This is a genomic window from Streptomyces sp. DS1-CR2 (genome assembly GCF_055760475.1).
This window is the reverse complement of the sequence record NZ_CM147085.1, coordinates 2,459,047-2,472,260: the sequence shown is the minus strand read 5'-3', so window position 1 is coordinate 2,472,260 and position 13,214 is coordinate 2,459,047. Positions and strand designations below refer to the sequence as shown.

Annotated in this window: 10 protein-coding genes; 9 read left to right on the top strand and 1 reads right to left on the bottom strand. The window is 69.8% G+C overall.

From position 1 onward, the window contains the following. Window positions 1-8: 8 nt before the first annotated feature. Window positions 9-959 (bottom strand): hypothetical protein, encoded by a 951-nt coding sequence (locus ACY0PA_RS12215; RefSeq protein ID WP_473084642.1) that lies wholly within the window; start codon window positions 957-959, stop codon window positions 9-11. A 198-nt stretch (window positions 960-1,157) separates the two neighbouring features. Between ACY0PA_RS12215 and uvrC the strand changes: the two genes are divergently transcribed. The 9 genes from uvrC to secG all read left to right on the top strand — a co-directional run bounded on the left by uvrC (window position 1,158) and on the right by secG (window position 13,165). Continuing rightward, window positions 1,158-3,197 carry an excinuclease ABC subunit UvrC gene (gene uvrC, locus ACY0PA_RS12210; protein WP_473084641.1) on the top strand — a complete coding sequence of 680 codons (2,040 nt, stop codon included), beginning with the start codon at window positions 1,158-1,160 and terminating at the stop codon, window positions 3,195-3,197. Next, window positions 3,194-4,186, top strand: a complete 993-nt coding sequence (gene rapZ, locus ACY0PA_RS12205) for an RNase adapter RapZ (protein ID WP_473084640.1) — start codon at window positions 3,194-3,196, stop codon at window positions 4,184-4,186. Before uvrC ends, rapZ begins: the two co-directional genes overlap by 4 nt. Continuing rightward, window positions 4,183-5,220: a gluconeogenesis factor YvcK family protein gene (locus tag ACY0PA_RS12200; RefSeq protein ID WP_473084639.1), complete on the top strand. Its 1,038-nt coding sequence runs from the start codon at window positions 4,183-4,185 to the stop codon at window positions 5,218-5,220. Before rapZ ends, ACY0PA_RS12200 begins: the two co-directional genes overlap by 4 nt. Beyond that, window positions 5,211-6,200 (top strand): DNA-binding protein WhiA, encoded by a 990-nt coding sequence (gene whiA, locus ACY0PA_RS12195; RefSeq protein WP_100592386.1) that lies wholly within the window; start codon window positions 5,211-5,213, stop codon window positions 6,198-6,200. Before ACY0PA_RS12200 ends, whiA begins: the two co-directional genes overlap by 10 nt. 276 nt (window positions 6,201-6,476) lie before the next feature. After that, window positions 6,477-9,437, top strand: a complete 2,961-nt coding sequence (locus tag ACY0PA_RS12190; RefSeq protein WP_473084638.1) for a M14 family metallopeptidase — start codon at window positions 6,477-6,479, stop codon at window positions 9,435-9,437. 236 nt (window positions 9,438-9,673) lie between these two features. Beyond that, window positions 9,674-10,684, top strand: coding sequence for a type I glyceraldehyde-3-phosphate dehydrogenase (gene gap, locus ACY0PA_RS12185; RefSeq protein WP_266565571.1), 1,011 nt, complete (start codon window positions 9,674-9,676; stop codon window positions 10,682-10,684). A gap of 107 nt (window positions 10,685-10,791) precedes the next feature. After that, a complete protein-coding gene (locus ACY0PA_RS12180) occupies window positions 10,792-12,003 on the top strand; it encodes a phosphoglycerate kinase (RefSeq protein WP_473084637.1) in 1,212 nt (403 codons plus the stop codon). 6 nt (window positions 12,004-12,009) lie between these two features. Continuing rightward, window positions 12,010-12,786, top strand: coding sequence for a triose-phosphate isomerase (gene tpiA, locus ACY0PA_RS12175; RefSeq protein WP_473084636.1), 777 nt, complete (start codon window positions 12,010-12,012; stop codon window positions 12,784-12,786). Between the two features lie 148 nt (window positions 12,787-12,934). Continuing rightward, complete coding sequence (secG, locus tag ACY0PA_RS12170) at window positions 12,935-13,165, top strand: preprotein translocase subunit SecG (RefSeq protein ID WP_100592391.1); 231 nt, start codon at window positions 12,935-12,937, stop codon at window positions 13,163-13,165. The last annotated feature ends 49 nt before the right edge of the window (window positions 13,166-13,214 follow it).

The window sequence follows — 13,214 nt, the reverse complement described above, 5'->3', positions numbered from 1 at the left end:
GACCCCGATCAGGCCTCCCAGTCCCACCCGATCCCCAGGATCCCGGCCCGCACCTGCGGCTCCACCACATGGACGGCACGGTGGCTCGCGCTGAGCGTCAGGTCCTGACGGCCGCCGCGCGGGGCCGCCGCCGAGTGCTGGGTGAAGCGGTGGCAGCGCACGGGCAGGACGCCCTCGGTGAATCTGACCTGGAGCGCGTACTGCCCGCCCGCGACGCCGAAGCCGCGCAGATACTCCGATGAGGGGCCCGCCGTGCCGTCCTCGAAGCCGTAGCGGAAGAGGAACGTGTCGCCGGCCCGCAGCCGCGCGCCGAAGAGCAGCTCCGCCACGACGACGCCCGTCCCGCGGTGCCGGCGCACCCGCCCCGTCCGGCAGTTCTCCAGGGCGCGCACCGAGATGTGATCGGTGCTGCATCCCGGGTCTCCGTGGTGGACGGCCACATAGCGGTCCACGCCGTCCTGGTGGGCGCGCACGATGTGCTGGGAGTCGAGGCCGAGGAGCTCGCGGCGCGCCCCGATCCGCACCCGCTCGTGGTGGCCGACCGTGTGCAGGCCGCCGTCCGGGGGCGAGCCGAGCTCGGCGAGGAACTGTTCGAGGACGCCCGAGGCCTCGACGAGCGAGCGGTAGGAGCGGGTCGAGGGGCGCTGGCGGGCCGTGTGTTCCTCGTCCCTGGCGAGCAGCCGGATCAAGGACTCGTCGGGCAGGTCCAGGATCTCCTCCAGGGCGCGCACCGCCCGCAGCGACTCGGTGCGCTGCGGGCGCCTCGCCCCCTGTTGCCAGTAGCTCAGACTGGTGACGCCGACCGTGACGCCGCGCCGGGTCAGATGGTGCTGCACACGGTGCAGCGGCAGCCCGCGCGCGGTGATCGCGGCCCGCAGGGCGACATGGAAGGGCCCCGCCCGCAGGGCCGTCTCCAGTGCGGGCGCGCCGGCGTCCGCGTGCTGTGTGCCGTACGACATCCAGGGCCCTCCCCCGTGCGTCCTCACAACGGCCGTCCGGCCGGGGCGTGCGCGGCCCCAATTCACCCGGCATTGAAGCGTGTTGATCTGAACCGGACAAGACTCGCTGCGCAAACCGTCTCGCCGGGCGGGCGCCGGACCGCTCCGGGAATCGCGCGGGCAACCTCACTGTCGGTGGCCGCAAGTAGGGTGTCTGACATGGCCGACCCTTCCAGCTACCGCCCCCAGCCGGGACAGATCCCGGACTCCCCAGGGGTGTACAGGTTCCGTGACGAGCACCGCCGGGTGATCTACGTCGGGAAGGCGAAAAGCCTGCGCCAGCGCCTGGCCAACTACTTCCAGGACCTGGCGAACCTGCATCCCCGCACCCGCACCATGGTGACCACGGCCGCGTCCGTGGAGTGGACCGTGGTGTCCACGGAGGTCGAGGCGCTCCAGCTGGAGTACTCCTGGATCAAGGAGTACGATCCCCGGTTCAACGTCAAGTACCGCGACGACAAGAGCTATCCCTACCTCGCGGTGACGATGAACGAGGAGTTCCCGCGCGTGCAGGTCATGCGCGGCCAGAAGAAGAAGGGCGTGCGCTACTTCGGTCCCTACGGGCATGCCTGGGCCATCCGTGACACCGTCGACCTGCTGCTTCGTGTCTTCCCGGTCCGCACCTGCTCCGCCGGCGTCTTCAAGAACGCCGCCCGCACCGGCCGCCCCTGCCTCCTCGGCTACATCGGCAAGTGCTCGGCCCCCTGCGTGGGCCGCGTCTCGCCCGAGGAGCACCGCGAACTGGCGGAGGACTTCTGCGACTTCATGACCGGCCGCACCGGCACGTACATCCGCCGTCTCGAGAAGGACATGACGGACGCCGCCGAGGAGATGGAGTACGAGCGCGCCGCACGCCTGCGTGACGACATAGAGGCGCTGCGCAAGGCGATGGAGAAGAGCGCCGTCGTCCTCGCCGACGCCACGGACGCCGACCTGGTCGCCCTCGCCGAGGACGAGCTCGAGGCCGCCGTGCAGATCTTCCATGTGCGGGGCGGGCGCGTGCGCGGCCAGCGCGGCTGGGTCACGGACAAGGTCGAGGCGGTCACCAGCGGTGACCTCGTCGAACACGCGCTCCAGCAGCTGTACGGCGAGGAGCGCGGGGACGCCGTTCCCAAGGAGGTCCTCGTGCCCGCGCTGCCCGAGCCCCTGGAACCCGTACAGGAGTGGCTCACCACGCGCCGCGGGTCGAACGTGTCGCTGAGGATCCCGCAGCGCGGCGACAAGAAGGCCCTCATGGAGACGGTCCACAGGAACGCGCAGCAGGCGCTCGCGCTCCACAAGACCAAGCGCGCCTCCGACCTCACCACGCGCTCGCGCGCCCTGGAGGAGATCGCCGGGGCTCTCGAGCTGGACAGCGCCCCGCTGCGCATCGAGTGCTACGACATCTCCCACCTCCAGGGCGACGACGTCGTGGCCTCGATGGTCGTCTTCGAGGACGGACTGGCGAGGAAGAGCGAGTACCGGCGCTTCCAGATCAAGGGCTTCGAGGGGCAGGACGACGTCCGCTCCATGCACGAGGTGATCACGCGCCGCTTCAAGCGCTATCTGGCGGCGCAGGAGAAGTCGGGGGAGTGGTCCGACGCCGAGCTGACGGACGAGGACGGTCCGATCGAGTCCCGTCTCACCGAGGACGACGGCCGCCCCAAGCGGTTCGCGTACCCGCCCCAGCTGGTCGTCGTCGACGGCGGGCAGCCGCAGGTCGCGGCGGCCAAGCGGGCGCTGGACGAGCTGGGCATCGACGACATCGCGGTGTGCGGCCTGGCCAAGCGCCTCGAAGAGGTCTGGGTGCCCGACGAGGACGACCCGGTGATCCTTCCGCGCACCAGCGAGGGCCTCTATCTTCTCCAGCGCGTGCGTGACGAGGCCCACCGCTTCGCGATCACGTACCAGCGCACCAAGCGGGCCAAGCGCTTCCGGGCCGGGCCGCTCGACGAGGTGCCCGGTCTCGGGGACGCGCGCAAGCATGCCCTGATCAAGCACTTCGGTTCGGTGAAGCGCCTGCGATCGGCCACAATCGATCAGATCTGCGAGGTTCCCGGCATAGGCCGCAAGACGGCAGAGACGATCGTGGCTGCCTTCGCAAACGCGGAGCCCGCCGCACCGGCCGTGAACACGGCCACAGGAGAGATCATTGAAGACGAGGACCCCACGGCCACGGCCGCGGCCACCTCGGAAGGACGACGGGGGCAGGAGCCATGAACGAGAACGAGCAGGGCGAACAGGCACCAAAGCCGGCCCCCGATGACCCGGCGGGCCAGGCGGCGGAGACAGACGGAGCACAGGTGAGTACGGGTACGACGAGCGAGACCCCCGGGGCGCCCGAAGCGGCGATCCCCGAGCTGGTGATCATCTCCGGGATGTCCGGCGCCGGGCGTTCCACGGCCGCCAAGTGTCTGGAGGACCTCGGCTGGTTCGTCGTCGACAACCTGCCGCCCGCGCTGATCCCCACCATGGTCGAGCTCGGCGCCCGCTCCCAGGGCAATGTCGCCCGGATCGCCGTCGTCGTCGACGTGCGCGGCCGCCGCTTCTTCGACGACCTCCACCAGTCCCTCGCCGACCTGGAGTCCCGCCAGGTCACCCGGCGCATCGTCTTCCTGGAGTCCTCCGACGAGGCCCTGGTGCGCCGCTTCGAGTCGGTGCGCCGCCCGCACCCCCTCCAGGGCGACGGCCGCATCGTCGACGGGATCGCGGCCGAGCGCACGCTCCTGCGCGAGCTGCGCGGCGACGCCGACCTGGTCATCGACACCTCCAGCCTGAACGTGCACGAGCTGCGCGCCAAGATGGACGCCCAGTTCGCCGGCGACGAGGAGCCCGAGCTGCGAGCCACGGTCATGTCGTTCGGCTTCAAGTACGGCCTGCCCGTCGACGCCGACCTGGTCGTCGACATGCGCTTCCTGCCGAACCCGCACTGGGTCCCCGAGCTGCGCCCCTTCACCGGCCTGAACGAAGAGGTGGCGAACTACGTCTTCGGCCAGCCCGGCGCCAAGGAGTTCCTGGACCGGTACACCGAGCTGCTCCAGCTCATCGCCGCCGGATACCGCCGCGAGGGCAAGCGGTACGTGACGATCGCGGTCGGCTGCACCGGAGGCAAGCACCGCTCCGTCGCGATGTCGGAGAAGCTCGCCGCGCGCATCGCGGCGGAAGGCGTGGAGACCGTGGTCGTCCACCGGGACATGGGCCGCGAATGACCGGTCGCACCCTCCGGCTCGGCAGCAGGCTCCGCCGGGTCACCCCTCCCACGGGCCGCCGGCGCGGCGCCCAGCCCAAGGTCGTCGCCCTCGGCGGCGGCATGGGCCTGTCCGCGTCACTGGCGGCCCTGCGGCGCATCACCGGCGACCTCACCGCCGTGGTGACCGTCGCCGACGACGGCGGCTCCAGCGGCCGGCTCCGCGACGAGCTGGGCGTCCTGCCGCCCGGCGACCTGCGCAAGGCCCTCGCGGCCCTGTGCGGCGACGACGACTGGGGCCAGACCTGGGCCCGCGTCATCCAGCACCGTTTCCAGTCCCAGGGCGACCTGCACGAGCACGCCGTCGGCAATCTGCTCATCGTCGCTCTGTGGGAGCAGCTCGGCGACCATGTGCAGGCCCTCGACCTGGTCGGCAAGCTGCTGGGTGCGCAGGGGCGCGTACTGCCCATGTCCGCGGTGCCGCTGGAGCTCCAGGCCCTGGTCAAGGGGCACGACCCGACCCGCCCCGATGACATCGACACGGTGCGCGGCCAGGCCACGGTGGCGCTCACCCCCGGCGAGGTGCAGTCCGTGCACCTCGTGCCGCACGACCCGCCGGCCGTCCCCGAGGCAGTCGCCGCGGTGCTCGACGCCGACTGGGTGGTGCTCGGCCCCGGCTCCTGGTTCTCCTCCGTCATCCCGCATCTGCTGGTGCCCGAGCTGCTCGACGCGCTGATGGCGACGAAGGCCCGCAGGGTCCTCTCGCTGAACCTCGCGCCGCAGCCCGGAGAAACCGAGGGGTTCTCACCGCAGCGTCATTTGGAGGTTTTGGGACGACACGCCCCTAAACTCGCCCTGGACGTGGTGCTGGCCGACGAGGCCGCCGTGCCCGACCGCGAGTCCCTGACCGACGCCGCCAAGGAGGGCTTCGGCGCTGCGGTCGAGCTGGCGCCTGTGGCCAGGCCCGACGGGACTCCGAGGCACGATCCGGAGCTGTTGGCCGCCGCGTACGACCGTATTTTTCGGATGCATGGAAGGATCGGCCCATGGCGATGACGGCAGCGGTGAAGGACGAGATCTCCCGGCTTCCCGTCACCCGGACCTGCTGCAGAAAGGCAGAGGTCTCGGCCATCCTGCGCTTCGCGGGCGGGCTCCACCTGGTGAGCGGCCGCATCGTGATCGAGGCGGAGCTGGACACCGCGATGGCGGCACGACGGCTGAAGCGGGACATCCTCGAGATCTTCGGGCACAGCTCGGAACTGATCGTGATGGCGCCCGGCGGGCTGCGCCGGGGCTCGCGCTTCGTCGTACGGGTCGTGGCCGGCGGTGACCAGCTGGCGCGCCAGACCGGTCTCGTCGACGGCCGCGGCCGCCCGATCCGGGGTCTCCCGCCGCAGGTGGTCTCGGGGGCCACCTGCGACGCCGAGGCCGCCTGGCGCGGGGCCTTCCTGGCGCACGGCTCGCTCACCGAGCCCGGCCGCTCCTCCTCCCTTGAGGTGACCTGCCCCGGCCCGGAGGCCGCGCTGGCCCTGGTCGGGGCCGCACGCCGCCTCCAGATCGCGGGCAAGGCCCGTGAGGTACGGGGTGTGGACCGTGTCGTCGTACGGGACGGGGACGCCATCGGCGCCCTGCTCACCCGCATGGGGGCGCACGAGTCGGTGCTCGCCTGGGAGGAGCGGCGGATGCGGCGCGAGGTCCGCGCCACCGCCAACCGCCTGGCCAACTTCGACGACGCGAACCTGCGCCGCTCGGCGCGCGCCGCCGTCGCCGCCGGGGCCCGCGTGCAGCGCGCCCTGGAGATCCTCGCCGACGAGGTGCCTGAACACCTCGCGGCCGCCGGCCGGCTGCGCATGGAGCACAAGCAGGCCTCCCTGGAGGAGCTGGGCGCGCTCGCCGACCCACCGCTGACGAAGGACGCCGTCGCGGGCCGCATCCGCCGCCTGCTCGCGATGGCCGACAAGCGGGCCCAGGACATGGGCATCCCGGGCACGGAGTCGAACATCAGCGAGGAGATGGCCGACAACCTCGCCGGCTGACCCCGGAGCGGAATGCCTCACGCCGGTGCCGGCGCCCTGCCGGGGCCCGGGCACCGGCGTTTTCGCTGCCCATGGGGACCGGGCAAGGCGTGACGGGACCCCTTTGACGCGCCCTTGACTTGACCATGAACTGTCATGAGTCTGGCGTCTGTTCGCTTCTGCGGTAAACAGCCGCTTCTGCGGTTCACCACAGCTTCTGCGCTACTCACCTGCTTCTGCGGTACGCAACTGCTTCTGCGGTACACAACTGCGGGTACACAACTGCAAGGGGGGCTCATGAGACGAAGAGCGAGATCGATCCTCGCGGCCACGGCACTCGTACTGGGCGGACTGGGAGGCGCGGGACTGACGCCCGTCGCCCAGGCGGAGAGCCGCGGTGCACCCCGGTCGGACTCCGATCCGGTCAAGGTGTTCCGCGCCGAGGTCACGAAGGAGCAGGTACCCCTGCTCCTCGCGGCCGGACAGGACGGACACGAACTCGGCGAACAGGCCCCCGAGAAGGGGAAGGCCGAGGTCGAGGTCTACCTCACCGACAAGCAGGCCGAGCAGCTGGAGAGGAAGGGCGTCGAGCTCACCGAGCACACGCTCTCCGCCAAGGCGCGAGCGCGCGTGGCGGCCGCGGGCGACGGCGTGTTCCGCCCCTACAGCGGCAAGGGCAATCTCCAGGAGGAGATCGTCAGGACGGGCCAGGCGCACCCCGGCCTCACCAAGGTCGTCTCCATCGGCAAGACGCTCCAGGGCCAGGACATCCTCGCGCTCAAGCTCAGCAAGGGCGCCCGTACGACGAGGGACGGCGCCAAGCCGTCCGTGCTCTACATGTCCAACCAGCACGCCCGCGAGTGGATCACCCCCGAGATGACCCGCCGCCTGATGCACTACTACTTGGACAACTACTCCAAGGACAAGCGCATCAAGAAGATCGTCGACTCCACGGAGATGTGGTTCGTCCTGTCCGCCAACCCCGACGGATACGACTGGACGTTCAACCCCGACGGCGACCGCCAGTGGCGCAAGAACATGCGGGACGTGAACGGCGACGGCGCGATCACCACGGGCGACGGCGTCGACCTCAACCGCAACTTCGCCTACAAGTGGGGCTACGACGACGAGGGTTCGTCCCCGAGTCCCGCAAGCGAGACCTATCGCGGCGCGAGCCCCGGCTCCGAGCCCGAGACGAAGGCCCTCGACGCCTTCGAGAAGCGCATCGGCTTCCGGTACGCCATCAACTACCACTCCGCGGCCGAGCTGCTGCTCTACGGAGTGGGCTGGCAGGTGGCCACCCCGACGCCGGACGACGTGCTCTACAAGGCGCTCGCCGGAACCCCCGAGAACTCCGCGATCCCCGGCTACCACCCACAGGTCTCCTCCGAGCTGTACACCACCAACGGCGAGGCCGACGGGCACGCGGGCAACGTCAACGGCATCGGGATGTTCACGCCGGAGATGAGTGAATGTCAGACCGCGTCGGCCGTCGACCCGGACGACCAGTGGCGCCCCGAGGACTGCGAGTCGGTCTTCACCTTCCCGGACGACGAGAAGCTGATCCAGCAGGAGTTCGTCAAGAACGTCCCGTTCGCGCTCTCCGTGGCCGAGACCGCGGCGCACCCCGATCAGCCGTCCTCCTCGGTCGGCCTCGACGCCCCCGACTTCACCCCGGCCGCCTTCAGCACGTCGTACGCGCGCGGCGCCGACCAGGAAGTCTCCGTGACCGCCCGCAGGTCGCTGCGCGACAAGGAGCTCAACTACCGTGTCGACGGCGGCCGTACGCACGACGAGGACCTGCGCGCCTGGAAGGGCGGCGAGACCTACGGCGGCGAGGACAACCTCCACTTCGACGCGTACCGCGCGAGGATCGAGGGCGCGGACCCGGGCGACAAGGTCGAGGTCTGGTTCACAGGACGCGGCAAGTCCGGGAAGCGCACCTCCAGCGACCACTTCACGTACACCGTGGCCGAGCGGCCCAGGGCCGACACCCTCGTCGTCGCCGAGAACGACGCCACGGGCGGGCAGAGCAAGGCGTACGTGGACGCGCTGAAGGCGAACGGCCGCACCCCGCTCGTGTGGAACGTCGCCACGCAGGGCGCCCCGGACGCACTCGCGGTGCTCGACCACTTCAGGACCGTCGTCCACTACACGGGCGCCGACCGCCCCGGCCTCACCACCCAGCTCGCCCTGCGCGACTACCTCAACGAGGGCGGCAAGCTGATCGAGGCCGGTGAGCAGGCGGGCGGCTCCGTCAGCATCGGCGACACCACCACCAACGACTTCAGCCAGTACTACCTGGGCGCGTACTCGCGTACGTCGACACCCGGCGCCTCGAAGTTCGCCGGATCCGGCGTGCTGACCGGCGCCGCCGCGGGCCTCGGCGACGCTCCCGGCAACCCGCTGAACATCGCCGCGACCTACCAGGCCACCTCCGACGTGCTGTCCAAGGCCGACTACCCGCAGTTCACGAGCGCGGGCGCCGGTGCGTACGCGGGCACCCCCAACCCGTACAGCCCCTACGAGGGCAGCTCCATGGCCGCGGCCGTGCACACGGACGACGGCTGGAAGCGCCTGACCCGCACCATCGACCTCACCGGGGTCTCCGCCGCAGACAAGCCGGCCCTGAAGTTCCAGCTCCTGTGGGACACCGAGCCCGGCTACGACCACGCGGTCCTTGAGGCGCACACGGCGGGTGCCGAGGACTGGACGACGCTGCCCGAGGCCGGCGGCGCCACGACGAACGCCGTCCCCGCCGAGTGCGAGGCCGGATTCCTGATCAAGGAGCACCCGGCTCTCAAGCGCTATCTGACGCCCGGCAGCGCGGGCTGCAGGGCCACCGGCACCTCCGGCTCCTGGAACAGCCTCACCGGCGCCTCGGACGGCTGGAAGCCGGTGACCTTCGACCTGAGCGCCTACGCCGGAAAGACGGTCGAGGTCTCGCTCAGCTACATCACCGACCCCGGCAGCGGCGGCCACGGCGTCCTCGCCGACAACGCGTCCGTCGTGACCGGCGGCGCCGTGAAGGAGACCGAGGGCTTCGAGTCGTCGTTCGGCGCCTGGACGGTCGCGGGCCCGCCCCCGGGCAGCCCCGTCGTCACCAAGAACTGGGCCCGTGCGGGTGAACTGTTCAAGACATACGGAGCCGTCAGCACCAAGGACACCGTGCTCCTCGGATTCGGTCTCGAACACGTCGCCACGGCGGCCGAGCGCAGCGTGCTCGTGGGGAAGGCGCTGGCCTCCCTGAGGAGCTGAGAAAGGCCAGGCCGAAAAACGGACAAAATACCCCGCTCACTTTTCGCGAAAAGCGCCAGATGAGCGGGAATCCCGGCGGTCCGAGCCCCTACTGGGCGGTACGGGCCGCCGGGCCGCGCAAGGGCCCACTCAATGTCACCCGGAGGGCTTCGGAGAGGTAGGGTCGGAGGCGGTCGGGGACATCCCATACAACTCGCCGGCGTCTAAAACCGGCGTACCAACGAGGAGATCGGTTCGTGACGATCCGCGTAGGCATCAACGGCTTTGGCCGCATCGGGCGTAACTACTTCCGCGCGCTGCTTGAGCAGGGTGCAGACATCGAGATCGTGGCTGTCAACGACCTCGGTGACACCGCGACCACCGCACACCTTCTGAAGTACGACACCATCCTCGGCCGCCTCAAGGCCGAGGTGACGCACACCGCCGACACCATCACCGTCGACGGCCACACCATCAAGGTCCTTTCCGAGCGCAACCCCGCGGACATCCCGTGGGGCGAGCTGGGCGTCGACATCGTCATCGAGTCGACCGGCATCTTCACGAAGAAGGCCGACGCCGAGAAGCACATCGCCGGCGGCGCCAAGAAGGTCCTCATCTCGGCTCCGGCCAAGGACGAGGACATCACCATCGTGATGGGCGTCAACCAGGACCAGTACAACCCGGCGACGGACCACGTCATCTCGAACGCGTCCTGCACCACCAACTGTGTGGCGCCGATGGCCAAGGTTCTCGACGAGAACTTCGGCATCGTCAAGGGCCTGATGACCACGGTCCACGCGTACACGAACGACCAGCGCATCCTGGACTTCCCGCACTCGGATCTGCGCCGCGCCCGTGCCGCCGCCGAGAACATCATTCCGACCACCACCGGTGCCGCCAAGGCGACCGCCCTGGTCCTCCCGCAGCTCAAGGGCAAGCTCGACGGCATCGCGATGCGCGTCCCGGTCCCGACGGGCTCGGCCACCGACCTGGTCGTCACCCTGGCGCGTGAGACCACCAAGGACGAGGTCAACGCCGCGTTCAAGAAGGCCTCCGAGGACGGCGACCTCAAGGGCTACCTGTCCTACACCGAGGACCCGATCGTGTCCTCCGACATCGTCGGCGACCCGGCGTCCTGCACCTTCGACTCCTCCCTGACCATGGTCCAGGAAGGTAACTCGGTGAAGATCCTCGGCTGGTACGACAACGAGTGGGGCTACTCCAACCGTCTCGTCGACCTCACGGTCTTCGTCGGCGGCCAGCTCTAAATCCAGAGCAGGCATCTCGATGTGAGCACAGGGTCCGGACCGCGCAACGACGCGCCGTCCGGGCCCTGTTGTGCGTCAGCCCACCCAAGTAGTCCAGGAGTCCAGCCATGAAGACGATCGACGAACTTCTCGCCGAAGGGGTCGAGGGCAAGCGGGTCTTCGTCCGCGCCGACCTCAACGTGCCTCTCGCCGACGGCCAGATCACCGACGACGGCCGCATCCGCGCCGTCCTGCCCACCGTCAAGGCCCTGGCCGACGCGGGCGCCAAGGTGATCGTCGCCTCCCACCTGGGCCGCCCCAAGGGAGCCCCGGACCCGGCGTTCTCGCTGCTGCCTGCCGCCGAGCGCCTCGCCGAGCTCCTCGGCGAGCCGGTCGCGTTCGCCCAGGACACCGTCGGCCCCGCTGCCCACGACGCGGTGGACGGTCTGGAGCCCGGCCAGGTCGCCGTCATCGAGAACCTGCGCTTCAACGCCGGCGAGACGTCGAAGGACGGCACCGAGCGCGGCGAGTTCGCCGACCGGCTGGCCGCCCTGGCCGATGTCTACGTGGGCGACGGCTTCGGCGCCGTGCACCGCAAGCACGCCTCCGTGTACGACCTGCCGGCCCGCCTGCCGCACTACGCCGGCTACCTCATCGCCACCGAGGTCGGCGTCCTGAAGAAGCTCACCGACGAGGTCAAGCGGCCGTACGTCGTCGCGCTGGGCGGGGCCAAGGTCTCCGACAAGCTCGCCGTCATCGACCAGCTGCTCGGCAAGGCCGACCGCCTGCTCATCGGCGGCGGCATGGCCTACACCTTCCTCAAGGCCCAGGGCCACGAGGTCGGCATCTCCCTCCTCCAGGAGGACCAGATCCCGGCCGTCAAGGAGTACATCAAGCGCGCCGAGGACAACGGCGTCGAGCTGGTGCTCCCCGTGGACGTCCTGGTCGCGCCGGAGTTCCCCGACCTCAAGACCAAGGCCCCGGCCAACCCCAGCACCGTCGCCGCGGACGCCATCCCGGCCGACCAGGAGGGTCTCGACATCGGTCCGGAGACCCGCAAGCTGTACGCATCGAAGCTCGCCGACGCCGGGACCGTCTTCTGGAACGGCCCCATGGGCGTCTTCGAGCACCCCGACTACGCCGAGGGCACCAGGGCGGTCGCCCAGGCGCTCCTCGACTCCCCGGCCTTCACGGTCGTCGGCGGTGGCGACTCGGCCGCGGCCGTCCGGCTCCTCGGCTTCGACGAGAATGCATTCGGCCACATCTCGACCGGCGGCGGCGCCTCCCTCGAATACCTTGAGGGCAAGACGCTCCCCGGCCTTGCCGCACTGGAGGACTGAACCTCAATGACCACCCGCACGCCGCTGATGGCGGGCAACTGGAAGATGAACCTCAACCACCTCGAGGCCATCGCCCACGTCCAGAAGCTCGCCTTCGCCCTGTCCGACAAGGACTACGACGCCGTCGAGGTCGCGGTCCTGCCGCCCTTCACCGACCTGCGCTCCGTACAGACCCTGGTCGACGGCGACAAGCTCAAGATCAAGTACGGCGCCCAGGACATCTCGGCCCACGACTCCGGCGCCTACACCGGCGAGATCTCGGGCCCGATGCTCGCCAAGCTCAAGTGCACGTTCGTGGCAGTCGGCCACTCCGAGCGCCGCCAGTACCACAACGAGACCGATGAAGTCTGCAACGCCAAGGTGAAGGCCGCCTTCAAGCACGGCCTGACCCCGATCCTCTGCGTCGGCGAGGAGCTCCACGTCCGCGACGCGGGCGACCACGTCGCCCACACGCTGTCGCAGGTCGAGGGCGGCCTCAAGGACATCCCGGCCGATCAGGCCGAGACCGTCGTGATCGCGTACGAGCCGGTCTGGGCGATCGGCACCGGCAAGGTCTGCGGCGCCGACGACGCCCAGGAGGTCTGCGGGGCGATCCGCGGCAAGCTCGCCGAGCTGTACTCCCAGGAGCTGGCCGACAAGGTCCGCATCCAGTACGGCGGCTCAGTGAAGTCCGGGAACGTCGCGGAGATCATGTCGAAGCCCGACGTCGACGGCGCCCTCGTCGGCGGTGCGGCGCTCGACGCCGAGGAGTTCGTCAAGATCATCCGGTTCCGCGACCAGTGAGTATGCGGTAGCGGCGTTACGTCGTACCCTTGCGGGGGCCGGGTGGCTTTTCACCGGGCCCCCGCAGCACATATAAGTCGCAGTACGGATTCATCGCAGTACCTATCAGTCCGAGAGAATTGCCAGGAAGTAGGGACCAGCCGTGGTTATGGGGTTCTCGATCGCCCTGATCGTCTTCAGCCTGCTGCTGATGCTCCTTGTGCTCATGCACAAGGGAAAGGGTGGCGGTCTCTCCGACATGTTCGGTGGCGGCATGCAGTCGTCCGTCGGCGGCTCGTCGGTCGCCGAGCGCAACCTGGACCGCATCACCATCGTGCTCGGTCTGCTGTGGTTCGCGTGCATTGTCGTGCTCGGCCTGCTCATGAAGGTCAACAACTGACGCCGTCACACCTGCACATCGCGCACATAAGGCCCCATGTTCGGTACGC

What these genes read in the sequence shown, in the direction of transcription:
- tpiA (WP_473084636.1), top strand. Translation starts at nt 12,010, where the DNA reads ATGACCACCCGCACGCCGCTGATGGCGGGCAACTGGAAGATGAACCTC.
- ACY0PA_RS12190 (WP_473084638.1), top strand. Translation starts at nt 6,477, where the DNA reads ATGAGACGAAGAGCGAGATCGATCCTCGCGGCCACGGCACTCGTACTG.
- ACY0PA_RS12215 (WP_473084642.1), bottom strand. Translation starts at nt 959, where the DNA reads ATGTCGTACGGCACACAGCACGCGGACGCCGGCGCGCCCGCACTGGAG.
- ACY0PA_RS12200 (WP_473084639.1), top strand. Translation starts at nt 4,183, where the DNA reads ATGACCGGTCGCACCCTCCGGCTCGGCAGCAGGCTCCGCCGGGTCACC.
- secG (WP_100592391.1), top strand. Translation starts at nt 12,935, where the DNA reads ATGGGGTTCTCGATCGCCCTGATCGTCTTCAGCCTGCTGCTGATGCTC.
- rapZ (WP_473084640.1), top strand. Translation starts at nt 3,194, where the DNA reads ATGAACGAGAACGAGCAGGGCGAACAGGCACCAAAGCCGGCCCCCGAT.
- whiA (WP_100592386.1), top strand. Translation starts at nt 5,211, where the DNA reads ATGGCGATGACGGCAGCGGTGAAGGACGAGATCTCCCGGCTTCCCGTC.
- ACY0PA_RS12180 (WP_473084637.1), top strand. Translation starts at nt 10,792, where the DNA reads ATGAAGACGATCGACGAACTTCTCGCCGAAGGGGTCGAGGGCAAGCGG.
- uvrC (WP_473084641.1), top strand. Translation starts at nt 1,158, where the DNA reads ATGGCCGACCCTTCCAGCTACCGCCCCCAGCCGGGACAGATCCCGGAC.